At 71.8% G+C, this 22,697-nt stretch carries 18 protein-coding genes; 11 read left to right on the top strand and 7 right to left on the bottom strand.

The genetic code is table 11. The features are described 5' to 3' along the window. Positions 1-71 precede the first annotated feature (71 nt). From OHA72_RS59125 to OHA72_RS59115, 3 genes are all read left to right on the top strand, one after another. The gene (locus OHA72_RS59125; protein WP_327004853.1) at positions 72-1,439 is read left to right on the top strand and encodes a condensation domain-containing protein; all 1,368 of its coding nucleotides are present in this window, start codon (positions 72-74) and stop codon (positions 1,437-1,439) included. A 160-nt stretch (positions 1,440-1,599) separates the two neighbouring features. Next, positions 1,600-2,967 (top strand): FAD-binding oxidoreductase, encoded by a 1,368-nt coding sequence (locus tag OHA72_RS59120; RefSeq protein WP_327011883.1) that lies wholly within the window; start codon positions 1,600-1,602, stop codon positions 2,965-2,967. Next, the gene (locus tag OHA72_RS59115) at positions 2,964-4,283 is read left to right on the top strand and encodes a class I SAM-dependent methyltransferase (protein ID WP_327004852.1); all 1,320 of its coding nucleotides are present in this window, start codon (positions 2,964-2,966) and stop codon (positions 4,281-4,283) included. Before OHA72_RS59120 ends, OHA72_RS59115 begins: the two co-directional genes overlap by 4 nt. A 71-nt stretch (positions 4,284-4,354) precedes the next feature. Here the strand turns inward: OHA72_RS59115 and tsaA are convergent, their stop codons facing one another. After that, positions 4,355-4,765 carry a tRNA (N6-threonylcarbamoyladenosine(37)-N6)-methyltransferase TrmO gene (gene tsaA, locus OHA72_RS59110; RefSeq protein ID WP_327004851.1) on the bottom strand — a complete coding sequence of 137 codons (411 nt, stop codon included), beginning with the start codon at positions 4,763-4,765 and terminating at the stop codon, positions 4,355-4,357. 205 nt (positions 4,766-4,970) lie between these two features. Continuing rightward, positions 4,971-5,681 carry an SMI1/KNR4 family protein gene (locus OHA72_RS59105; protein ID WP_327004850.1) on the bottom strand — a complete coding sequence of 237 codons (711 nt, stop codon included), beginning with the start codon at positions 5,679-5,681 and terminating at the stop codon, positions 4,971-4,973. A gap of 16 nt (positions 5,682-5,697) precedes the next feature. On the opposite strand from OHA72_RS59105, the gene OHA72_RS59100 reads away from it, so the two are divergent. Both OHA72_RS59100 and OHA72_RS59095 read left to right on the top strand, forming a co-directional pair. Continuing rightward, entirely contained in the window at positions 5,698-6,027 is a 330-nt protein-coding gene (locus OHA72_RS59100) for a hypothetical protein (RefSeq protein ID WP_327004849.1), read from the top strand. Positions 6,028-6,108: 81 nt separating this feature from the next. Further along, the gene (locus tag OHA72_RS59095) at positions 6,109-7,701 is read left to right on the top strand and encodes a trypsin-like peptidase domain-containing protein (protein WP_327004848.1); all 1,593 of its coding nucleotides are present in this window, start codon (positions 6,109-6,111) and stop codon (positions 7,699-7,701) included. 58 nt (positions 7,702-7,759) lie between these two features. On the opposite strand, the gene OHA72_RS59090 is transcribed toward OHA72_RS59095, so the two are convergent. Beyond that, a complete protein-coding gene (locus tag OHA72_RS59090) occupies positions 7,760-8,698 on the bottom strand; it encodes a hypothetical protein (RefSeq protein WP_327004847.1) in 939 nt (312 codons plus the stop codon). A gap of 63 nt (positions 8,699-8,761) precedes the next feature. Here OHA72_RS59090 and OHA72_RS59085 point away from each other — a divergent pair, with 63 nt between their 5' ends. Beyond that, complete coding sequence (locus OHA72_RS59085) at positions 8,762-9,352, top strand: TetR/AcrR family transcriptional regulator (RefSeq protein WP_327004846.1); 591 nt, start codon at positions 8,762-8,764, stop codon at positions 9,350-9,352. Here OHA72_RS59085 and OHA72_RS59080 read toward each other — a convergent pair. Both OHA72_RS59080 and OHA72_RS59075 read right to left on the bottom strand, forming a co-directional pair. Beyond that, positions 9,340-10,266: an RNA polymerase subunit sigma-70 gene (locus OHA72_RS59080; RefSeq protein ID WP_327004845.1), complete on the bottom strand. Its 927-nt coding sequence runs from the start codon at positions 10,264-10,266 to the stop codon at positions 9,340-9,342. The two genes, OHA72_RS59085 and OHA72_RS59080, sit on opposite strands and share 13 nt — an antisense overlap. Continuing rightward, on the bottom strand, positions 10,263-11,069 hold the full coding sequence (locus tag OHA72_RS59075; RefSeq protein ID WP_327004844.1) for an SAM-dependent methyltransferase: 807 nt from the start codon (positions 11,067-11,069) through the stop codon (positions 10,263-10,265). Before OHA72_RS59075 ends, OHA72_RS59080 begins: the two co-directional genes overlap by 4 nt. Before the next feature lie 362 nt (positions 11,070-11,431). On the opposite strand from OHA72_RS59075, the gene OHA72_RS59070 reads away from it, so the two are divergent. After that, on the top strand, positions 11,432-13,678 hold the full coding sequence (locus tag OHA72_RS59070) for a hybrid sensor histidine kinase/response regulator (protein WP_327004843.1): 2,247 nt from the start codon (positions 11,432-11,434) through the stop codon (positions 13,676-13,678). A gap of 27 nt (positions 13,679-13,705) precedes the next feature. Further along, positions 13,706-14,893, top strand: a complete 1,188-nt coding sequence (locus OHA72_RS59065) for an NAD(P)/FAD-dependent oxidoreductase (RefSeq protein ID WP_327004842.1) — start codon at positions 13,706-13,708, stop codon at positions 14,891-14,893. Positions 14,894-14,912: 19 nt separating this feature from the next. Here OHA72_RS59065 and OHA72_RS59060 read toward each other — a convergent pair whose 3' ends face one another. Then, on the bottom strand, positions 14,913-15,302 hold the full coding sequence (locus OHA72_RS59060; RefSeq protein WP_327004841.1) for a VOC family protein: 390 nt from the start codon (positions 15,300-15,302) through the stop codon (positions 14,913-14,915). A gap of 19 nt (positions 15,303-15,321) precedes the next feature. Beyond that, positions 15,322-19,086, bottom strand: coding sequence for a tetratricopeptide repeat protein (locus OHA72_RS59055; protein ID WP_327004840.1), 3,765 nt, complete (start codon positions 19,084-19,086; stop codon positions 15,322-15,324). A 168-nt stretch (positions 19,087-19,254) separates the two neighbouring features. Here OHA72_RS59055 and OHA72_RS59050 point away from each other — a divergent pair, with 168 nt between their 5' ends. The 3 genes from OHA72_RS59050 (at position 19,255) to OHA72_RS59040 (ending at position 22,696) form a co-directional block, all read left to right on the top strand. Then, positions 19,255-20,943 (top strand): serine/threonine-protein kinase, encoded by a 1,689-nt coding sequence (locus OHA72_RS59050; protein ID WP_442788455.1) that lies wholly within the window; start codon positions 19,255-19,257, stop codon positions 20,941-20,943. Positions 20,944-21,014: 71 nt separating this feature from the next. Further along, positions 21,015-21,950 (top strand): ATP-binding cassette domain-containing protein, encoded by a 936-nt coding sequence (locus OHA72_RS59045; RefSeq protein ID WP_327004839.1) that lies wholly within the window; start codon positions 21,015-21,017, stop codon positions 21,948-21,950. Continuing rightward, positions 21,947-22,696 carry an ABC transporter permease gene (locus tag OHA72_RS59040; protein WP_327004838.1) on the top strand — a complete coding sequence of 250 codons (750 nt, stop codon included), beginning with the start codon at positions 21,947-21,949 and terminating at the stop codon, positions 22,694-22,696. The genes OHA72_RS59045 and OHA72_RS59040 overlap by 4 nt, the downstream gene beginning before the upstream one ends. The last annotated feature ends 1 nt before the right edge of the window (position 22,697 follow it).

Below are 22,697 nucleotides of genomic sequence, written 5' to 3'. Positions count from 1 at the left end.
CAATCAGTACCGCCATGCTCTGGATGGCCACATATTGACAGTCGTTGAAGCGCGAAGCTTGAATTCCAACGATGACGGAGCGGACGCTGGTCGAGTTCAGCGGCAGCCGGGGCGGGGTCTGCGCGCTGAGCTGGGGACAGGTCGCGATCTGGCGGGCGATCCAGCGGATGGTGCCCGACGACGCGGTGCTCAACATGAGCTGGGTGACCGACCTGGAGGGCGAGGGCATCTCGTCCGGCACGCCGCTGTCGCGGATCACCGACACCGTCCGCACGGTCGTGGAGCGGCACGAGTCGCTGCGCACCCGGGTCCGCGCCAGCGACGACGGCGCGCCGCAGCAGGTGCTCGCCGCCACCGGCACGATCGAGGTCCACGTCGTCGACGCGACCGCCGGGACCGCGGCCGCGCAGGCGTCGGCGCTGCAGGCGCGGCTCACCGATCCGGCGTACGACTACCCGCGCGAGTGGCCGCTGCGGGTCGGCGCGGTGCGGGTCGGCGACGTCGTCACCCACGCCGTGTTCGGCATCTGCCACCTGGTCACCGACCGTGGCGGGCTGACCGCCCTCGTCCGTGACGTGGTGCTGTGCCTGCGCGGCGAACCTCTCGCCGCGGCGCAGGACCGGCAGCCGTACGACCAGGCCCTGCACCAGCAGTCCGCCGCCGGCCGCCGGCAGAGCGAGAAGGCCCTGCGGTACTGGGCCCGGCACCTGGAAACCGTTGCGTTGCAACGGTTCCCGGAGGCCGGCGAGCGACCGGAGGGGGAGCCGCCGTTCTGGGCGGCGACGCTCAGCTCGCCCGCCGGGGATCTCGCCGTCACGCGGCTGGCCGGCCGGGAACAGGTCAGCACCTCGGCGGTCATCCTCGCCGCGGCCGCCGTGCAGCTGGCCCGGCAGACGGGTACCGGCGCCGCGGTGCTCCAGGTGATCGTCAGCAACCGGTTCCGCCCCGGCCTCGCCGATTCGGTCGGGCCCGCGTCGCAGGACGGCCTGTGCGTCATCGAGGCCGGCGACGCGGATCTGCCGGCGGTCATCGGCCGGACGATGCAGGCGTCGCTGCAGGCGTACCTGCACGCCCAGTACGACCCGGCCGCCCTCGACGACCTGGTGGCGGCGATCGGCGCGGCCCGCGGTGGCGAGGTCGACCTCTCGGTGTCGTTCAACGACCGCCGCTTCGACGCGCAGACCCCGGTCGCCGCCGGCGAGGCCGTGACGGCCGCCGCGATCGAGACGCTGCTGCCGGCGACGGCGCTGCGCTGGGAACGCGTCGAGCACTACGGCGCCCGCTACTTCCTGCACGTCAACGCCGTGCCCGGCAGCATGGACCTGACGCTGTTCGCGGACACGTCGGTGCTGCCCGCCGCCGCGGTCGAGGCCCACCTGCGCGGCATCGAGGCGCTGCTGGTGTCCGCGGCGACCGCTCCGGCCACCGTCTCCGCCTGAGTCTGCGGATCTCGCTGAGTCAAGTTACCTGCGCGTGCCGTGAGGTTGATCACCCGGCATTGGTTGATCTTGCCTAATGTGCAAGTTTCAACTCTTGAGCACCTGGAATGTGCAAGGTCACGGGGACCTTCACAGGAAAGGAGGTGATCGAGTGAAACGGATCAACCCGAAGGGAAGACCGGAGCACGAGCGTGCGGTGGCCGTGCTGCGAGCCTCGTACGCGGCGGTGCCGGACGGCAGCCCGGTCCGCCTGGCAAAGAAGACGTCAAACCTGTTCCGGCCCAGATCCGCGGCCGGACCCGCCGGTCTCGACGTGAGCGGCCTCGACGGCGTCATCGAGATCGACCCGCTCGCCCGCACCGCCGACGTGCAGGGGATGTGCACGTATGAGGACCTGGTCGACGCGACCCTGCCGCACGGACTGATGCCACTGGTCGTGCCGCAGCTGCGCACCATCACCCTCGGCGGCGCGGTCACCGGCCTCGGCATCGAGGCCACGTCGTGGCGGCACGGACTGCCGCACGAGTCGGTGATCGAGCTCGACATCCTCACCGGCGCCGGTGAGATCGTCACCGCCCGCCCGGACAACGAGCACGCGGCGTTGTTCGCGGCGTTCCCCAACTCGCTGGGCAGCCTCGGGTACGCCACCCGGCTGCGGATCGAGCTGCAGCCCATCGCGCCGCAGGTCGCGCTGCGCAACATCCGCTTCGACGACGTCGAGGATCTCCTCGAGGCCGTCGGGGAGGTGATGCGCACCGGCCGGTGGGACGGCGTGGACGTGGACGTCATGGACGGCGTCATGTTCCGGCCGGGGGAGTCCTACCTGGTCCTGGGCGAGTTCGGCGGCACCGGCCGGACGAGCGACTACACCGGGCAGTCGATCTACTACCAGTCGCTGCGGTCCAAGGCGACCGACCAGCTCACCGCCTACGACTACCTGTGGCGGTGGGACACTGACTGGTTCTGGTGCTCGGCCGCGTTCGGCGCGCAGCAGCCGCTGCTGCGGCGGCTGTGGCCGACCAGGCTGCGCCGCAGCGACGTCTACCACCGCATCGTGCGGCTGGAGAACCGCTACGGTGTGGCCGCCAGGATCGACCGCCTGCGGGGCAACCCCGACCGGGAGCGGGTGGTGCAGGACGTGGAGCTGCCACTGGCCCTGACCGGCAAGTTCCTGCACTGGTTCGCCGACAACGTGCCGATGGCGCCGGTCTGGCTGTGCCCCCTGCGGCTGCGCTCCGGCACGGCGTGGCCCCTCTACCCGATGCACGCGGGCGAGCCCTACGTGAACGTCGGATTCTGGGGCACCGTCCCGATCGTGCCCGGCGCCGGCGACGGCGACGTCAACCGGGCGATCGAGGCCAAGGTGTCCGAGTTCGGCGGCCACAAGTCGCTGTACTCCGACGCGTACTACGACCGTGAGACTTTCGACCGGCTCTACGGTGCCGCCGCGTACCGTGCCGCGAAGGACCACTACGACCCCGACCACAGACTGACCGACCTCTACGACAAGGTAGTGGGGCGACGATGACCATCACCAACAAGCGTTCCTCGGCGCCGCGGCAGCGGCCGCCGATGCCCACCGTCGCGGACATCGTCCGCGCCGTCACCACCGGCGAGCCGACCGTGCGCATCACCGCGTACGACGGCAGCGCCGTCGGACCCGCCACGGCGGCGATCGGCCTGCACGTCGCCTCCGAACGTGGGCTGTCCTACCTGCTCACCGCCCCCGGTGACCTCGGCATGGCCCGCGCCTACGTGACCGGCGACCTCGAGGTCCGCGGCGTGCACCCCGGCGACCCCTACGAGGCGCTCAAGGGCATCGACGGCGGCCTGCAGCTGCGGCTGCCGTCACCCGCCGACGCGCTGCGGCTGGTGCGCGGGCTCGGCTGGGACCGGCTGCGCCCGCCGCCGCCACCGCCCCAGGAGCACGTCCCCGCCTGGAAGCGCACCATCCAGGGCCTGCGCCACGGCCGCGGCCGCGACGCCGAGGCCATCCACCACCACTACGACGTCTCCAACGCCTTCTACGAGAAGGTTCTCGGCCCCTCGATGACCTACACCTGCGCGGTGTACCGCTCGCCGAGCGACACCCTCGAGCAGGCCCAGTCCAACAAGTACGACCTGGTCGCCGGCAAGCTCGCCCTCAAGCCCGGCATGCGGCTGCTCGACGTCGGCTGCGGCTGGGGCGGCATGGTCCGGCACGCGGCCCGCGAGTACGGCGTCAAGGCCCTCGGCGTGACGCTGTCGCGCGAGCAGGCCGCGTGGGCGCAGGCCGCGATCGAACGCGAGGGCCTCTCCCACCTCGCCGAGGTCCGTCACCTGGACTACCGCGACGCGCCGCTGGAGCACTTCGACGCGATCAGCTCCATCGGCCTCACCGAGCATGTCGGGCTGCGCAACTACCCGAAATACTTCAAGACGCTGCGCGACCGGCTCAAGCCCGGTGGCCGGCTGCTCAACCACTGCATCACCCGCGCCGACAACCGCACCTCGCACAAGACCGGCGCCTTCATCGACCGCTACGTCTTCCCCGACGGCGAGCTGGCCAGCCCCGGCAAGCTCGTCTCCTCGGTGCACGACGCGGCGTTCGAGGTGCAGCACGAGGAGAACCTGCGGATGCACTACACGCACACCCTCGCCGGCTGGAACCGCAACCTCGTCGAGCACTGGGACGCCTGCGTCGACGAGGTCGGCGTCGGCACGGCGCGGGTCTGGGGCCTGTACATGGCGGGCTCCCGGTTCGCCTTCGAGCGCAACCAGATCCAGCTGCACCAGATCCTCGCCACGAAGACCACCCGCCTGGGTGAGTCGTCCTACCCGCTGCGGCCCGACTGGACCGCGTAACCCCGTTCCTGCGACCCAGTTCGCCCCGCCGGCCGTTCGCGACCGGCGGGGCGTCTCGTTGTGCACCGGGGTCAGCGATCGGCCACCGGGTCGAGGATGGGCTTGACGTCGACGATCGGGGTGCCGTCCAGGGCCTCCAGGCCGTCGACGTGGACGCGGGTGCCGTCGACGGCGAGGACCGTGACGCGGTGCAGGCCGACCGGGTTGGGGCGGTCGGGGGAGCGGGTGCTGAACACGCCGGTCGCCGGGCGGCTCAGGTCGCCGCGCGGGTGCACGGCCAGGGTGTCGCGGTCGGCGCGGTCGAGCCAGGTGAGCAGCAGCACCTCAGTGCCGGCGGTCAGGTCCCGCAGCGCCGGCGCCATGTCCGCGGTGAACCGCAGCCAGGCGTCGGGAGCGCCCTCATCGCCCTGCCTCGGTGCGCCGGCCCGGTCGCGCAGCGGCGACTCGACCCAGCCGACGGGTCGGATCACGAAGTCGGTCATGCCGCTGGACCGTACACGGAGCCGCATGGCTTGGACATGAGCAGGTCCAGTCAGACCCAGGTCACGGTCCCGGGCGCCCTGAACGTCGAGCCGATGACGGCGTATGCGACACGCCGGACCGGCCCTACATCCGCATGACCATCCTCGCCGGGATCCACCACGCCCGGGCCGCGGTCGCCTGGGCCGCCGAATGCCTCGGCACCCTTCAGGGAGAGCGATGTCCCGCGCCCGGCGCAACGTCGTCCTCTTCGCCGCCGCCGGTCTGCTCCTGGTGTCCCGCCGGCCCCTCGACCGACCCGAGCCAGTGCAGGTACCACTGCCCGAAGGTGACCCGGCGGTGGTGCGGTAACCACGCCGGCGTCAGCCCACGGCCGTCGATGCGGTGGTCGAGCCAGACGTGGCCACGCTCCGCCCCCGTGACGACCAGCCACTGCCGCAGGCCGCAGCCCTCGTGGCAGAGGTAGAGCGCGCCGTAGGTGCGGCGGGGGTCGAACACCGTGGTGGTGAGCCGGTCCCGCCACGCCTGCACCGCCTCCTGGTACCGGTCCTGCCGGGCGAATGCGAACCAGTCCGGCTCGCCGGCTTCGAGGTCCTCCGTGACGCGCCAGTCCGAGGTGCGCAGCGGGAAGGGCTCGGCCAGATGGGTCAGGTCGTCAGGGTCGAACCGGTCGTAGGCCCACCGCCACCGCCCTTCGACGTTGCGCACCGGGATCACGCCGTAGCCCGGTCCCGGCCCGCCGCGGCCGACGTGCAGCAGGAACTGCCGGTAGTCGGCCGGAAGCTCGACGCCGAGCTGGCGCTGCACCGCGTCCACCTCGGCCGGTGTGAGGGGCGCTTCGAGCTCCCGCCAGGTGAAATCCGTCGACGGCGTCAGCCTGAGCACCCGTGCCCGGACCCCCGGCCAGTCGATCAGCACCGGCACAGCGTAAGCGGTGCGCCGGTACTGTGGCCGGGGCGAATTCGCCGAACTGCCCAGCGACGACGGCGAGCTCTGGATGTTCGTGCCGCACGTCAGGGATCTGCTGGACGAGGCGCGGTCCTGCGTCGCGCGGTTCGACAGCGGCAGGATCATGTACGCGACGCGATACGCGTTCGGCGGCGCGGGCCTGGCGGAGGTCACCACGTTCCGGGTTCCTCAGCTCGCCACCGGCCCCGCGTTCTTTTCGGGGAGACTGGTCGAGGCGCTCGCGGCTGAGCGTGGGGTCACGTTCGCCGAGGTCTGGCCGGTCAGAGTTGACAGGAGCCTCAAAGGTCTGCCCTAGTTCGGGATGATCGCGAGGCTCACGGCGAGTTCCCAGGCGAAGTCCAGTTTGGGCGGAGGTGCGTTGTGCAAGGTGGACATCATGAGTGACGAGGACCGCCAGTGGAGCGCACCGCCCACCGCCGCACGCCCCGCGACGCCTGGCCAGCCGCCGGGTGCGGACGGCTCGCCGGGGACCTCTGAGCTCGCCTCCTCGCCCGCCCCCACGCAGCCGGAGCCGGGGTCGTCACCCGCTCCCGTCTGGGCGAAGCCGGTCGGCTCTGACGTCACCGAGCCGCGCACGGGACCGTTCCCGCCGACGCTGCAGGGCTCGCCCGGTGCCTCGACCACGCCGCTGCCGGGTCACCCGCAGCACGTCGCCGGTGTCCGCGGCGCGGAGCCGGGGCGGGCCGCGCCGGGCACGCAGACGTGGCCGACCACCCCGATGACGCAGCGGACCGGCGCCTTCCCGGCCACGGGGGCGCCCGGGATCGGCTCGACCACGGCGGCGTTCCCCGCGGTCGCCCCGCCCGGGCAGCAGCAGCCCGTGAGCGGTCACCCCGGGTACAACGGCCAGCACACGTACAACGGCCAGCCCGGCCCGCTCGGCTACCCGGTGTCGGGCCAGCCCGGGTACAACGGCCAGCAGCCCGGATACCACGGCCAGCAGCCCGTGCGTGGTGGGCGGGTCGCCGGGCTCATCGTGGCGGGCGTGGTCATCGCGGTCGTGTCGGCGTTCGGTGGCGGGCTGGTCGCGACGAACTTCGCCGGCGACGGCGACGGGCCGACGACGGTCGTCACCCGCAACGCCGCGCCGAACCTGGAGCGGGGCTCGGTCGGCGCGGTCGCCGAGGCGGTCCTGCCGAGCGTCGTGGACATCACGACCCAGGAGGGCGAGGGCTCCGGGGTCATCATGACCACCGACGGCACCATCATCACCAACAACCACGTCGTGGCGGGCGCGACGAAGCTGACGGTCACCTTCAGCACCGGCAAGACGGCCACCGCGACCGTCGTGGGCACGGACCCGGCCGGGGACATCGCGGTCATCAAGGCGCAGAACGTGTCGGGGCTGACCGCGGCGAAGTTCGGTGACAGCGACGCGCTGCGGGTCGGCGACACGGTCCTCGCGGTCGGCAGCCCGCTCGGGTTGCAGGGCTCGGTGACGGCGGGCATCGTCAGCGCGCTGCACCGCACGATCAGCACCGGGGAGCAGGGCGCCAAGTCGATCGCCGACGCGATCCAGACCGACGCGGCGATCAACCCGGGCAACTCCGGTGGCGCGCTGGTGAACCTGGCCGGCGAGGTCGTCGGCATCAACACCGCGATCCTCACCGCCGGGCAGGACAGCGGCGGCAACATCGGCGTCGGGTTCGCCATCTCCGCGAACCGGGCCCGCTCCGCCGCCGACCAGCTGGCGAAGGGCGGCAAGGTCAGCCACCCGTACCTCGGTGTGCAGCTCGGCGACGGCCAGAACGGCGCCCTGATCGGCGGGGTCGTGGCCGCGGGGCCGGCGGACAAGGCCGGCATCAAGACCGGCGACCTGGTGACGAAGATCGGCAACACGCAGATCAACGGCGCGACCGACCTCATCAACGCCATCCAGGCCGCCAAGGTCGGCGACAAGGTCACGATGTCCATCACCCGCAACGGCGCCGAGCAGCAGGTGACTGTGACCCTGGGCGAGTCGCCGTAACAAGCAGCACCCTTTCGCAGCAACGGCCCGCGCTCGCCACAGCGCGGGCCGTTGTGTGTCAGCGGCCGAGTTCGGCGATCAGCGAACCGAACCGGGCGAACGCGGGCTTCGGCGTGTAGTCGGAGCGGACCAGGCCGAACTGGAACATCACGTCCGGATTGTCCGAGTCGGCGTCCCGGAGCGAGAAGTGCTCATACGTGGTGACGTGCAGCGGCTCCGACAGCGCGTCGACGGTGCGCACGACGGACTCCAGGACGTCGGCCTGGCGCGCGTAGGAACGGTCCGGGCCGGTCGCCCAGCCATGCTCGGTCACGTGGATCGGTGTCGTGGCCGGGACGCCGGCCGCGGCCAGGCTGCGCTCGCGGAACCCGCGCAGCACCGCCGCCACGGCGCCGCCGAAGGCGCCCACCGGTACCGGACGGAAAACGTCTGGGAAGAAGTCCAGGCCGACATAGCCGAGGGCGTCGATGAACTCGCGACCCCCGAGCCGGCCCAGGGCGGTCCAGAACTCCTGCGAGGGGTCGAACACGGGGGTGGAGTTGCAGCCGGCCAGCACGTCCAGGCCGAGCCGGTCCACCTCGTCGCGCACGGCCAGGACGCCTTCCACGATCGCCCGCCGCACCTGTGGGAACCCGCCGTCGCCGCCGGGGCCGTCGTGGTTGGCCTCCTCGCCGACCTGCAGCGTCGCGAGGGTGTCGCCGTGCTCCCGGACCAGCCCGCGCAGGAACGCCAGCCAGCCGCTCAGGTCCTCGCCGGGCTCGTGGAAGCAGGCCACCAGGTCGAGCCGCCGGCCGTTGGTCGCGTGCCGGGCCGGTCGGGGCGGCGCCTCCTGATGGCCGCCGAGCGCGTCGCTGTAGTGCACGTAACCGCGGACGAGGTGTGGCCTCAGCTCGTCGAGCCGTTCGTCGATGCGGGCCGCGTCCTCGCGTGGCCCCGGGGTGACCACGCCGTTCAGATCGGCGCCGAGGCCGCCCGGATAGATCCCGAAGTGCAACATGCCGCCACGGTACGGCGAAACTTGGTGTGACACCAAATTTGATGTGACGCTATGATTGTGGGCGTGGCACTGAGGGCGGAGAAGAAGGCGGCGACCAGGACGGCGATCGCGGACGCGGCACTCGCCCTGTTCCTGACCAAGGGATTCGACCGGGTCACGGTCGCGGAGGTGGCCGACGCGGCGCGGGTCTCGGTGAACACCGCGTTCAACTACTTCCCGACCAAGGAGGATCTGTTCTTCGACCGGCAGGACGAGGTCGTGCAGCGCCTCGCCGGCGCGGTGCGCGGCCGCGGGCCGGGGGAGTCGCCGGTCGCGGCGGTGCGCCGGCTGTTCCTCGACGAGCTCGACCGCGGCGAGCCGACCCTCGGCCTGAGCCCCGACGTGGGCGCGTTCTGGCAGGTCGTGGAGGACTCGGCGGCGCTGCAGGCGCGGGCCCGCCTGCTGTCGCAACGGGCGGAGGAGGCCCTCGCCGAGGCGCTCGGCGGTGCGCGGTGGCGGGCCGCGGTGCTCGCCGGCGTCGACCGGGCCCTGCACGCGCAGATCCGCGACCGGATGCGTGCCGGCGACGACCCCGGCGCCGTGCGCGCCGCCGTGCGGGCGGAGGCCGAGACCGCGTACGCCGCCCTGGCCCGCGCCTTGGATCAGGTGGCGTGAACGAGGCCGGCGGGCAGGTCGAACAGCGGGAACAGGTCCGCGCGGCCCAGGAACGCGACCGACGAGGTGATGAGGGGGCCGCCGGTGAGCAGGAGCAGTGCGAAGGGCCGGCCGTCGCGGTACTGACCGAACGCCGGCCCGCCGTTGGCCCGCACCTGCAGCAGCACGTCGCCGCGGCAGGCGTCCGAGGCGCGCATCGTCGCGCCGATCGCGTCGCGGCCCGACAGCCACCACGAGAACGGCGGCATCGACATCGTCGCGTCCTGGTGCAGCAGCGTCACCAGCGTGTCGACGTCGTGGTTGGTGAAGGCGTGCACGTACCGGTCCAGCAGCTCCTGGTCGAGCTCCCCTTCGTGGCGCGGTTGCGGTATCGAGGGCAGGGCGGCGCGGGCGCGCTGCAGGGCGCTGTTGACCGACGCGACGGACGTCTCCAGCAGCGTGGCGACCTCCGCCGCCGACCACGCCAGGACCTCGCGCAGGATCAGCACCGCGCGCTGCTTCGGCGGCAGGAGCTGCAGCGCCGCGACGAACGCGAGCCGGATCGTCTCCCGCTGCACGGCCAGCTCAGCCGGATCGCCGGCCGGCAGGACCCGGCCGTCGGGGACGGGACCGACGAACGCGGACTCCGGCAGCGGCGCCCCGAAGTCCCCGCCGGGCGCGCCGGCCGGGGCGAGGTCGACGGCGAGGGCGCGGCGGCCGGCGGCACGCAGCACGTCCAGGCAGACGTTCGTGGCGATCGAGAACAGCCAGGTCCGCAGGCTGCCGCGACGCTCGTCGAACCGGCCGGCGGCGCGCCAGGCCCGCAGCATCGTCTCCTGCACCGCGTCCTCGGCGTCGAACGCGGAGCCCAGCATGCGGTAGCAGTAGCCGGTGAGGGCCACCCGGTGCGCGTCGAGGTCGGGTCCGGAGATCACGGCCGGACACCCACCGCGGCCACGGCGGCGTAGGTGCCGGGGTCCCCGACCGGCGGGTCGCCGGGGTCGGGGCGCCACAGCGGCAGGTGGACCAGCCCGGGGTCGAGCACCTCCCAGCCGTCGAACAGGTCGAGGATCGCCTCCCGGTCGCGCAGCACCAGCGGCGTGCCGGTGCGCACGTACAGGTCCGCGAGCTCGTCGAGCCGTTCGGTGCGTGGGCCGGCGGAGCCGTGTGAGACCGCGAGGAGGCTGCCCGGGGCGAACGCGTCCCGGAAGCGGCGCAGGGCCGCGTGCAGGTCCGGCGAGTCCGGGATGAAGTGCAGCATCGCGACCAACAATAGGCAGACCGGCTGGCCGAAGTCGACCAGCGCCCGCACGGACGGGTCGCCGAGGATGCTGTCGGCCTGGTGCAGGTCGGCCTGCAGGACCACGGTGCGGGGGTCGTCGCCGAGGATCTGCCGGGAGTGGATGACGGCGGTCGGGTCGACGTCGACGTAGACGACCCTGGCGCCGGGGTCGGCGGCGAGGGCGGCCTCGTGGACGTTGCCCTGCGTCGGGATGCCGGAGCCGATGTCGATGAACTGGCGCACCCCGCGGGACGCGGCGAACCGCACCGCGCGGCGCAGGAACGCCCGGTTGTCGCGTGCCACCTGCGGCAGGTCCGGGACCAGGGCAAACGCCCGCTCGGCGACCTCCCGGTCGACGGCGAAGTTGTGCGTGCCACCGAGAAAGTGATCATAGATGCGGGCGGCGCTCGGACGGTTCGGGTCGACGCTCATGCCGCCACCCTCCGCTGCACTCATGCCGCCACCTTCCGCTGCGCTCCAGGCGTCGGCATGAGCCAAACCTGCGACATGATTCGCTCGCGGGGCTCGCTCATGGCGCCACCTTCCGCTGCGCTGCAGGCGTCGGCATGAGCCAAACCTGCGACATGATTCGCTCGCGGGGCTCGCTCATGGCGCCACCTTCCGCTGCGCTGCAGGCGTCGGCATGAGCCAAACCTGCGACATGATTCGCTCGCGGGGCTCGCTCATGCTGCCACCTTCCGCTGCGCTGCAGGCGTCGGCATGCGCCAAACCTGCGGCATGATTCGCTCGCGGGGGCTCGCTCATGGCCACCGCTTTCCGAAACTTGCCAACTGTCCGTTTTTGTCACCTTACTCTGAGTGCAGGCGCAGACGTGCGGGGGCGGTCAGGTGCGATGGACGGAGAAGCTCGCGAGCGGCCTGCTGGAGGTGGCGCCGGACGCGATCGTCATCTGTGACAGCGACGGCGAGATCGTGTTCGTCAACGCCGCCGCGCGGGCGATGTTCGGCTCCGACGACCTCGTCGGCGCCCCCGTCGACGTCCTCGTGCCGCCGGCGAACCCGCCGATGGTCGAGCGGGTCCGCGCGTACCTCGGCGCCACCCAGCCCGACAAGCGTGTCGGGCAGCCGCTGCGGGCGGTCCGCCGCGACGGGACCCTGTTCTCCGCCGAGGTCACCCTGTCGGTCGTCGAGGGGCACATCTTCGCGGTCCTGCACGACCTCAGCGGCCAGACCGGCGCGGACCGGGCCCGGTCGCTGCTGGCCTCGATCGTGCAGTCCTCGCACGACGCGATCGTCTCCACCGACCTCGACGGTGTCGTCCTGTCGTGGAACCCGGGCGCCGAGCGTCTCTACGGCTACACCGCGGGGGAGATGCTCGGCCGGTCGAAGGACCTGATCATCCCGCCGTCCCGGCGCGCGGACGAGGCGGAGATCCGCACGATCGTCGCCGCGGACGGTCGCGTCGACCCGTACCGGACGCTGCGCCAACGCGCCGACGGCACCGTCTTCACCGTGTCGATGCTGGTGTCGCCGCTGTCGGGACCCGACGGCCGCACCATCGGCGTCACCACCACCACCCGCGACATCAGCGAACGGGAACGCGCCGAGACGCAGATGCAGGCCGTCATCGATGCCGGGCCCGACGCGCTGATCGGCGTCGACGAGAGCAACCGGGTCGTGCTGGTCAACAGCCAGGCGGAGCGGCTGTTCGGCTACCCCCGCTACGACCTGCTGGACATACCGGTGCGGCGGCTGCTGCCCGACGGCGCCGCCGCCGAGGGCTGGCCCGGCCCGGCCGCCCGCCACCGCGACGGCACCCTCGTCCCGGTCGACATCACCCGCAGCGCCCTGCGCACCGACGAGGGCGTCATCACGCTCGCCGGCATCCGCGACGTCACCGAACGCATCGCCGCCCGCGCCGAGCAGGAGCGGCTGCGCGCCGAGGCGGACCGGCAGATGGACGAGGTCCGCCAGCAGCGCACCCAGCGCCTGGAGAGCCTCGGCCAGCTCGCCGGCGGCGTGGCGCACGACTTCAACAACCTGCTCGCCGTCATCCTCAACTACGCCGAGTTCATCGTCGAGGACGGCGCCGGTACCCCGTTCGCCGAGGACGCCAAGCAGATCCTGCGGGCCGGCCAGCGCGGCAGCGACCTCACCCACCAGCTGCTCGCGTTCGCCCGGCGCGAGGTGATCCGCCCGGTGCCGTTGGACGTCAACCGGATCATCACCGAGGTCGAGCAGATGCTCACCCGCTCCATCGGCGAGCACATCGAGCTCAGCACCGCCCTGTCCGACGACCTCCCGTCCGTCGTGGCCGACCCCGGCCAGCTCGAACAGGTCCTCGTCAACCTCGCCGTCAACGCCCGCGACGCGATGCCCGAGGGCGGCCGGCTCACCATCGACACCGGCACCGTCACCGTCGACGACGAGCACTCCATGACCCGCGACGGGTTCAAGCACGGCCTGTACGTGCGGTTGCGCGTCTCCGACACCGGCACCGGCATGCCCCGCGACGTGCAGGACAAGGCGTTCGAGCCGTTCTTCACGACCAAGCCCAGCGGCGCAGGCACCGGCCTCGGCCTGGCCACCGTCTACGGCATCGTCGTGCAGGCCGGCGGCACCGTGCGTCTCTACTCCGAGCCGGGCCTCGGCACCACCATCACCATCCTGCTGCCGGCCTCCGAAGCCGAGCCGCTCACCGCCGGCGAGAGCCCCTGCGCCGACCTGCCCGGCGGCACGGGCCAGACGGTGCTCGTCGCCGAGGACGAGGAGGCGCTGCGCGAGGTCACCACCCGCATCCTCGGCCGCGGCGGGTACACCGTGCTCGCCGCCTCCGACGGCGCCGACGCCCTGGAGGTCGCGTCCGCCCACGACGGCCCGATCCACCTGCTGCTCAGCGACGTCGTCATGCCCGGCATGCTCGGCCGGGTCCTCGCCGAACGCCTCCAGCAGGCCCGCCCCGACACCAGGGTCCTGTTCATGTCCGGCTACGCCCAGCCGGTCCTCACCAGCAACGGCATCCTCGACCCCGGCGTGCACCTGGTCGAGAAACCGTTCACCGGCGCCGACCTCCTCGCCGCGGTCGCCGAGCAGCTCACCTCGTAGCGCCGCTCCTTGTGTACGGTGCTGCCCATGGACTTCGATGCGATCGTGGTCGGGGCCCGGGTGGCCGGCTCCCCGACCGCAATGCTCCTGGCCCGCCACGGCCACCGCGTGCTCCTGCTGGACCGCGCCACGTTCCCCAGCGACGTGCTGTCCACGCACCTGCTGCACGTACCGGCGATGGCCCTGCTGCGGCAATGGGGCCTCTTCGACCAGGTCGCCGCGTCCGGCGCGCCGCCGCTGGCCGGCTTCACGATGGACTTCGGCCCGTTCGCGATCGCCGGCCCGCCGCCCGCGGTCGACGGCGCGGCCAACCCGTTCTGCGTGCGCCGCACCGTCCTGGACAAGATCCTGCTCGACGCGGCGGCCGCGGCCGGCGTCACGGTCCGCGAGTCCACCACGGTCGAGGGCCTGCTGCGCGACGACACCGGCCGCGTCGTCGGGGTGCGCGGCGAGCGGTTCGAGGCGCACGCGCCCGTCGTCGTCGGCGCGGACGGCCTGCACTCCGTCGTCGCCCGCGAGAGCGGCGCCGCCCTGTACGACGCGACCCCGTCGGCGACCGCCTGCTACTACACGTACTACCGCGGCGTGTCCGGCCCCGGCGCGGAGATCTACCAGCTCGGTGACCGCGCCGTCGTGGTCTTCCCGACCAACGACGACCTCGCCTGCGTCTTCGTCGCCTGCCCCGTCGCGCAGTTCCACGCCTTCCGCGCCGACATCGAGGGCAACTTCCTCGCCGCCGTCGCCCGCGTGCCGGGCCTCGCCGAGCGGGTCGCGGCGGGCGAGCGAGCCGAGCGCTTCCGCGGCACCGCCGACGTGCCGAACTTCTTCCGCACCTCGCACGGCCCCGGCTGGGCCCTCGTCGGCGACGCGGGGTACCACAAGGACCCGTGCACCGCGTCGGGCATCACCGACGCGTTCGTCTCCGCGTCCCTGCTCGCCGACGCGATCCACACGGGCCTGCCCTCGCCGTCAGCACTGGACGCCGCCCTCGCCGACTACCAGCGCCGGCGCGACGAACGCTTGCTCCCGGCCTTGAACCTCACCCGCGACCTCGCGTCCATGGAACCCCCGACCCCGCAGATGGCCGCCCTGTTCGCCACGATCGCCGCCTCACCCGAGGAAAGCACCAGATTCTTCGGCGCGATGCAGGGCAGCACCCCGCTCCCGGAGTACTTCGCCCCGGCCAACATCGCCCGCATCATGTCAACCCCCTGACTGCCGCGCGCCCCGCCGCTCAGTCGAGGCAGAACTCGTTGCCCTCGACGTCCTGCATCACGAGGCACGACTCGTTGTCGGCGTCGGCGAGCAGGAGCCGGACGCGGACGGCGCCGAGCGCGACCAGCCGGGCGCACTCGGCCTCCAGCGCGGCGACGCGCGCCTCACCCACGAGCCCGGTGCCGACCCGCACGTCGAGATGCACCCGGTTCTTGACGACCTTGCCCTCGGGCACGCGCTGGAAGTACAGCCGCGGGCCAACACCCGAGGGATCCATGCACGCCGCGTTCTGCGCAGACCCCTTCAGCGACGGCGGCACGACGTACCCAAGCACCTCGCACCAGAACCGGGCGACCCGCTCCGGTTCCGCGCAGTCGAACGTGACCTGGACCTGCTTGACCGGCGCCATCAGTCCACCATAGAGGTCGTCATTCGTCGGGTGTGCGGGCGTCGAGGAGTGCGATGAGGTTGGTGTAGGAGGCGTCGTCGAGGGTCTGCCGGGCGGCCTCGGCGAAGGCGGCGTGGCCGGTGCGTTCGCGAAGTTCGGTGAGTCTGGTGATGTTGTTGGCGGCTTGGGGCAGTCCGATGGCCAGCCGAATGCTGAGTGCTTGGACGTGCAGCTGGATGGCTTCGCTGGGATCGCCGGTCGTGGCGTGGAGGTTGCCGAGCTGGGCGTAACTGGTGGCGATGCCGGCCTGGTTGCCGAGCTGCTGTTCGATGGTGAGAGATTGCTGGTAGCGGCGTTCGGCCTCGGTGTAGTCGCCGCGCAGTTGGGCGAGAATGCCGAGCTGGTGGTAGCTGCTGGCAAGGCTGGCCTGGTTGCCGAGTTGCTCGTTGATAATGAGGGACTGCTGGTAGCGGCGTTCGGCCTCGGTGTAGTCGCCGCGATGCTGGGCGAGCATGCCGAGATGGTGGTAACTACTGGCGATGCCGGACTGGTCGCCGAGCTGCTCTTTGATGGTGAGGGATTGCTGGTAGCGGCGTTCTGCCTCGGCATCGTTCCCCCGGTCCTGGGCGAGCATGCCGAGCTGGTGGTAGCTGGTGGCGATGCCGGCCTGGTTGCCGAGCTGCTCTTTGATGGTGAGGGATTGCTGGTAGCGGCGTTCTGCCTCGGTGTAGTTCCCCCGGTTGTGGGCGAGGATGCCGAGCTGGTGGTAGCTGGTGGCGATGCCGGTCTGGTTGCCGAGCTGCTCGAAGATCGTGAGGGATTGCTGGTAGCGGCGTTCGGCCTCGGCATAGTTGCCCCGGTCCTGGGCGAGCATGCCGAGCTGTCCGTAGCTGTTGGCGATGCCGGCTTGGTCGCCGAGCTGCTCAAGGATAGTGAGGGATTGCTGGTAGCAGCGTTCGGCCTCGTCGAAGTCTCCCAGGCGGTAGGCCAGGTTGCCGAGACTGTGGGTGTAGCCCGGGTGGCTGGGGGAGTTGGTGGGCAGCCAGCGCAGGGTGTCGTGGATGAGTGCGGTGGCCCGGTCCCAGGCGCCCCACAGGGTGAGTTGACCGTAGATGTGTCCGGTGATGGTGTCGGCGGCGTCCAGGTCTCCGGCGGCGATGAGGTGGTGACGGGCCTCTTCCCGGTCGTGCAGGTCCGCGACCTGGTCCTGCGGCCAGACCTTGACCCGCCACAGCCAGTAGGCAGCAGCGGCCAGATGCGCCCGCCGGATCGGGTCTTTACCTGGGTCGAGCGTCGCGGTGGATTGCCACCGGTGCTGCAGCTCGGTTGCGGTCCACCGGTGCATGAACACCACACCCTGCGCCGGGTCCAGGTGCAGCAGACTGCTGTCCCGCAGCACTTCCAACAGTCCGGTCAGATCGGCGGGTTCGGTGTACGGCGGCTGCGGCGGCCGCTGGTACGCGTCGAAGACGTCTCGCAGGATGTCGCGGTCGGCTGCGGTGAGCGGCCCACCGCCGTCGTGCGCCACGTTGTCGGCCTGGTCGGGGGTGAGGTCGTAGGCGGCAAGCAGTGCAGTGATCTGCTCGGCGGCGGCCCGCCGCTCGGCGCGGTAGGTGTCATTGTCGGTCGTGACCTGGTCGGCTGGGCGGGGGGTGCCGATGTGGAAGGTGAGCGCGAGTGACGGGACCGGTTCCCGGTAGACACTGGCCGCCATCAACACCTCCACCGCTCCGGGGATGGTGGTGAGCCGGTTCAGGTGGGTGTCGAGCAGCACGTCGTCGGCGGCGAGGGTGACAGTGTCGGCCACCGCCGCGTCGAGGGTCCGGTCCTGTTCCAGCCAGGCACTGCTGCGCTCTGGGCCGAGCCGGGCTTCCGCAGCTGCCTCCAGCCGGGCGGTGATGTCGGCGAACCTTGCCTGCCCACCGCCGAGCAGCGCATCCAGATATTCGAGGGACCTCGGGTGCCCGCCCACCAGCCGCCACACCTGCTCCAGGACGTCGCCGGTGGTGGCGTGCCGGTCGATGTGCGGCAGCGACCACAGCAGTTTCCCGGTCTCCGCCGCCGACAGCGGCCCGACCGGCACCGCCCGCAACCGGCCCTCGGCACCGCCGGGCAGGGCAATTGGATGCCGGGATGTGACCACCAGCCGACTGCGCGCCGGCGCCATGACCCATGTTGCCAGGAGTTGGGCGAGGCTGTCGTCGGTGATGGCGTGGGTGTCGGGGTCGAGGTTGTCCTCGAAGTTGTCCAGCACCAGCAGGACCGGCACGTCACCGAGGACGTCGTCGTGCAGCAGCGCCAGCCGGTCCTGCCACGGCACGTCGATGCGACCTGCGACCTGCGCCGCCACTGTCGCAGCACCCGGCGCCGCCTGCCGGCGCAGCAACTCGCGGCGGAGCACCGCCCCGACCTCGGCGAGGACCAGGTCCGGGGTCACGGGCCCGTACAACGACACCACCCGCCAGGCAGGGTCGGCGTTCACCGCGCGCCGCAACACCTCCGCGGCCAGGGTGGTCTTGCCGATCCCACCGATCCCGTGCAACACGAGCCCCGCGTCCTCATTACCGGCCAGGACCGCCGGCAGGTGGCGTTGCTGGTCCCGCCGGCCGACGAACTGCCCGACCGGGCGGGCGGCCACCTGGCCCCATTCGGCGCTGTGGGCCGGCGGGGCCGGGATCCGGGCCTGGCTGTGGTCGATGACCCCGACCTGCGCGGCGTTGGCCGACACGGTGACCACACCCCACTCGTCCATCCCCGCCAGCACCTGCGCCGAACGGTCCCCACCGGCGATGAGGTCCCGCTGCACCAGCCGCCGCGCGTCGCACACCGCCCGCACCACGTCCGGATCCGCGCTGGCCGCGAGTTCGGCGTACACGCGAGCGAAGAACCGCGTCGCGTACCGGTCCGTCACGCTCGTCTGGGTGCCGATCACGGCACACACGCCGCGGGCGGCCAGTTGCGCGGCGAACGACGTGCCCTGCTGCTCGCCGTCGACGTCGGTGTAGCAGGCCGCCAGGGCCAGCACCGGCGGCATCCGACCCGGCGGGATCGCCTCGGTCAGGAGCTGCTCGGCGGTGACCTCCCGCGCGGCACCGGCCTCGTCCTCCAAGATCAGCGCGCCAGGCCTGCCGTGGGCCGAGATGTGCAGCACGTGCACACCACCGGGGACATCCAGCGCGGCACGGATCGCGCTGGTCGTGGCGAACGGCACCACATCGATGCGCGCCTGATGCTGCCGTGCCTGCTGCACCGCGGCCAGCACCATGCGCAGTTCGTGCTCATAATCGAGCAACGCCCCGCCGCCGTGATCGGGGGAGGCGATCGCCACCACGATCCGCAACGGCCCCGCCATCCGCGACGGCGCGGTCACCGCAGTGCGCCGGTACACCGCCACCTGGGGATGCAGAGCCAGGGGCTGGCCGGTGATCGGGTCGGGCAGCGCTTCCCACGGCAGCCGGGCAAGACCGGGCGCGTCCACCCCGATCCGCAGGAACACGAAGTCCCGCACCGCACGTTCAAGCAGCTCACGTAACGCAACCTCGACCGGTTCCGGCAGAAACGACTCGGCCAGCAACTCACCCGCCCGGCGCAGCGACAGCAGACCCGGCCGCGCGTCAACCACCAGCAGGTCTTTCCCCGTCGTGTCGCCGCGTGGGCGAGACGTCAGGTCACCCTGCCGGGTGCGTTCCAGGCGCACGTCGTACAACGCGTTCGCCAGCCCCGGCCGGACCCCGCCGTGCGCGGCCGACACGTCCACGCCCGCGCCGACGAGGCGCACGGTCGACTCGGTGACCGTGAGCGACACGTCCAGTGCGGCACCTCGCGACGACATACCCATTCCTGACGGACCACGCCGAGGAGAGCGTTGCAGCTGCCTGGCCATGTGCTGTATGAATTCGGCTGGCCCAAGCCTCATCGCCCTGCTACTCGGCGTGCACGTTCGGGAACGGTCTGGCCTGCGAAGGGGGCGGCGGTGATCGGTGCGGGGACGGTGCTGGCCGGGCGGTATGAGATCGGGGAGCACATCGCCAGCGGGGGCATGGGCGACGTGTGGCAGGGGCACGACCGGGTGCTGGGGCGCACGGTGGCGGTCAAGCTGCTGCGGTCTCCGTCGGGTGAGCTGGCCTTCGTCGAGCGGTTCTGGGCCGAGGCGCGCACCATGGCCACGATCAGTCATCCCGGCGTGGTGGACGTGTACGACTTCGGCGACGACCCGGCCGCGGGCGTGTACCTGGTGATGAAGTACATCGAGGGCGAGTCGCTCGCGCGCACCCTGGACCGCGAGGAGCGGCTGACCGTCGAGGCGACGATGCGGCTGGTCGCGGAGGCGGCCGAGGCGCTGCACGCGGCCCACGAGAAGGGGGTGATGCACCGTGACATCAAGCCGGGCAACCTGCTGCTGCGGCCCGACGGCGGCACGATGCTCACCGACTTCGGCATCGCGCGGTCGGCGGCGGCGACCCATCAGACCACGGCCGGGCTGCTGCTGGGCACGGCGTCGTACATCGCGCCCGAGCGGGCCGGCGGCGAGCCGGCGACGGCCCGGTCCGACATCTACTCGCTGGGTGTGGTCGCATACCGGTGCCTGACGGGGCGGCTGCCGTTCGTGGGGGAGAGCTTCCTGCAGATCGCGCTGCGGCACGCCCACGACGACCTGCCGCCGCTGCCGCAGGACGTGCCGCCCGGCGCGCGGGAGGTCGTCGAACGGGCGTTGGCCAAGGACCCGGCGGCGCGCTGGGAGTCCGGGGCCGACCTCGCGGCGGCGGCGCGGCGGGCGATGCAGGTGCAGGTGCAGGCGGAGCCGACCCGGCGCGAGATCCCACCGCCGGCGACCGGGCGGTCCGCCGTCAACGGGCGCCGCAGGCTGCTGTTCATCACCGCGGGCGCCGCCGTGGCGGCCGCGGCCGTCGTCCTGGCCGTGGTCGTCCCCGGCCGCGGCGGTACGCCGAAGCCCCTCGGCCCTGCCGTGAACACCGAGAACACGAATCCGGCCGCGGCGGCGGGCCTCACCGCGGTCCCCAACGGCACGAGCGCGACGGCGTCGGCCCGCAGCCCGGCGTCGGTCGCCGGCACCACGGGCGCGGCGCGCGCCGACGGCAGCGTGCCGCCGTCGGTGCCCGCGAACCTGACGGCGACGCCGGTCAGCGCGACCACGATCCGCCTGCGGTGGACGGACACGTCCAGCAACGAGACCGGCTTCACCGTCATCAACGGGTCCACGTCGAAGGACGTCGGCGCGAACGCGACCACGGTCAACTGGGACGGCCTGGCACCCGACACACGGATGTGTTTCAAGGTCCGCGCGCACAACGCGTCGGGCGTCTCGGCGTACTTCCCGACCGCGCAGCAGGACTGGGTCTGCGCCACCAGCCTGGCCGGCACGGGACCGGCGGCGCCGACCGGCCTGACCGCGACGCCGGTCAGCCCGACCGCGATCCGCCTGCAATGGACCGACGGCTCCACTGACGAGAGCGGCTTCACCGTCATCAACGGGTCCACGTCGAAGAACGCGGGCGCCAACGCGACGTCGTACACCTGGGACGGCCTGACCCCGGGCACCTACATGTGCTTCAAGGTCCGCGCGTTCAACGCCTCCGGGGTCTCGGGCTACTCCCCGCCCGCGCAGCCGGACTGGGCCTGCACCACGACACCGACCAGCTGACCACAGCGGTGTCAGCGGGCGTGTCAGTGGCGTGACACGGCCGTGTCAGTGCGGGCCTCGATCTTCATCACATGACAAGTTCAGCGATTGAGGTTTCGGGGCTGCGGAAGGCCTTCAAGGACAAGGTCGTGCTCGACGGCATCGACCTTCAGGTTGCTGCGGGGACGGTGTTCTCGCTGCTTGGCCCGAACGGGGCGGGCAAGACCACGACGGTGAACGTGCTGACCACGTTGATGCAGGCCGACGGCGGGTCGGTGCGTGTCGCCGGGTATGACGTCGGCGCGCAGGCGAGGGCGGTGCGGGCGGCGATCGGGGTGACCGGCCAGTTCGCGGCGGTCGACGAACTGCTGACCGGGCAGGAGAACCTGCAGCTGATGGTCGATCTGCACCGGTCGCCGTCGCGGGCGGGTCGGGTGGGTGAGCTGCTGGAGCGGTTCGATCTGGTGGAGGCGGCGGGCAAGCCCGCGTCGACGTACTCCGGTGGGATGCGCCGCAAGCTCGACCTGGCCATGACCCTGGTCGGGAACCCCCGGGTCATCTTCCTGGACGAGCCGACGACCGGGTTGGACCCGCGCAGCCGCCGCACGATGTGGTCGATCATCCGGGACCTGGTCGCCGACGGCGTCACGATCTTCCTCACCACCCAGTACCTCGAGGAAGCCGATCAGCTCGCCGCCCGCATCGCGGTCCTGGACCAGGGGCGCCTGGTCGCGCAGGGCACCCCGGATGAGTTGAAGCGGCAGATCCCGGGCACGCACGTCAGGTTCCGGTTCACCACCATCGACGAGCTCGACGCCGCAGCGCGGGTCTTCGCCGGCGGTGCCCGTGACGAGGACGCCCTGGCCCTGCGGGTGCCCAGCGACGCCGGGACCACGTCGTTGCGGGCGCTGCTGGACCGTCTCGACGAGCATGCCCTGTCCGCGGAGGAGTTCTCCGTGCACACCCCTGACCTTGATGACGTCTTCCTCGCCCTGACCGGCCACTCCTCGGAGGTTGTTGCAAAATGAGCGCCAAGTCCCAGTCGCTGGTCATGCTGCGCCGCGACTTCAAGCACATCACCCGCAACCCGACCTCGGTGTTCAACGCAGTGCTGATGCCGATCGTGATGATGCTGATGTTCGTGTACGTCTTCGGTGACGCGTTCAGCGTCGGCGTGGACTACATCGACTACGCCACCCCGGGGCTGATGCTCCTGGCGGTCTGCTACGGCCTCGGCGCCACCGCCACCGCCGTGAACTCCGACATGACCAAGGGCATCATCAACCGGTTCAAGGTCATGGACGTGTCCCGCAACGCGGTGCTGTCCGGGCACGTCGTGGCCAGCGTCCTGACCAACCTGATCGCCATCGCGGCGCTGATCGGGGTGGCGTTCCTGCTCGGGTTCAGCCCCAACGCGGGGCTGCTGGACTGGCTCGGCGTGGCCGGCATGATCGTGCTGCTCGGCGTCGCCGCCGCATGGCTCACCGTCGCCCTGGGCCTGGCCGCCAAGTCCCCGGAGACCGCCGGGATGGCCGCGGTACCGCTGATCATGCTGCCGTTCTTCAGCAGCGCCATCGTCCCCGCCGACAAAATGGGCCCCGGCGTGCGGCAGTTCGCCGAGTACCAGCCGTTCACCCCGATCATCGAAACCCTCCGCGGACTCCTCAACGGCACACCGCAGACCGCTGACGTCATCCCCGCCATCGCCTGGTGCGCGGTCATCGCCCTCGCCGGCTACCTGTGGGCGTCCTCCACCTTCAAGAAGCGAGCCTGAC

Origin of the sequence: Dactylosporangium sp. NBC_01737 (assembly GCF_035963215.1) — a bacterium.
GTDB lineage: Bacteria > Actinomycetota > Actinomycetes > Mycobacteriales > Micromonosporaceae > Dactylosporangium.
The sequence above is the reverse complement of the archived record's forward strand: the minus strand, read 5'-3'. Positions and strand labels throughout refer to the sequence as shown.

What these genes read in the sequence shown, in the direction of transcription:
- tsaA (WP_327004851.1), bottom strand. Translation starts at nt 4,765, where the DNA reads ATGACCGACTTCGTGATCCGACCCGTCGGCTGGGTCGAGTCGCCGCTG.
- OHA72_RS59090 (WP_327004847.1), bottom strand. Translation starts at nt 8,698, where the DNA reads ATGTTGCACTTCGGGATCTATCCGGGCGGCCTCGGCGCCGATCTGAAC.
- OHA72_RS59065 (WP_327004842.1), top strand. Translation starts at nt 13,706, where the DNA reads ATGGACTTCGATGCGATCGTGGTCGGGGCCCGGGTGGCCGGCTCCCCG.
- OHA72_RS59115 (WP_327004852.1), top strand. Translation starts at nt 2,964, where the DNA reads ATGACCATCACCAACAAGCGTTCCTCGGCGCCGCGGCAGCGGCCGCCG.
- OHA72_RS59060 (WP_327004841.1), bottom strand. Translation starts at nt 15,302, where the DNA reads ATGGCGCCGGTCAAGCAGGTCCAGGTCACGTTCGACTGCGCGGAACCG.
- OHA72_RS59040 (WP_327004838.1), top strand. Translation starts at nt 21,947, where the DNA reads ATGAGCGCCAAGTCCCAGTCGCTGGTCATGCTGCGCCGCGACTTCAAG.
- OHA72_RS59075 (WP_327004844.1), bottom strand. Translation starts at nt 11,069, where the DNA reads ATGAGTGCAGCGGAGGGTGGCGGCATGAGCGTCGACCCGAACCGTCCG.
- OHA72_RS59045 (WP_327004839.1), top strand. Translation starts at nt 21,015, where the DNA reads ATGACAAGTTCAGCGATTGAGGTTTCGGGGCTGCGGAAGGCCTTCAAG.
- OHA72_RS59125 (WP_327004853.1), top strand. Translation starts at nt 72, where the DNA reads ATGACGGAGCGGACGCTGGTCGAGTTCAGCGGCAGCCGGGGCGGGGTC.
- OHA72_RS59095 (WP_327004848.1), top strand. Translation starts at nt 6,109, where the DNA reads ATGAGTGACGAGGACCGCCAGTGGAGCGCACCGCCCACCGCCGCACGC.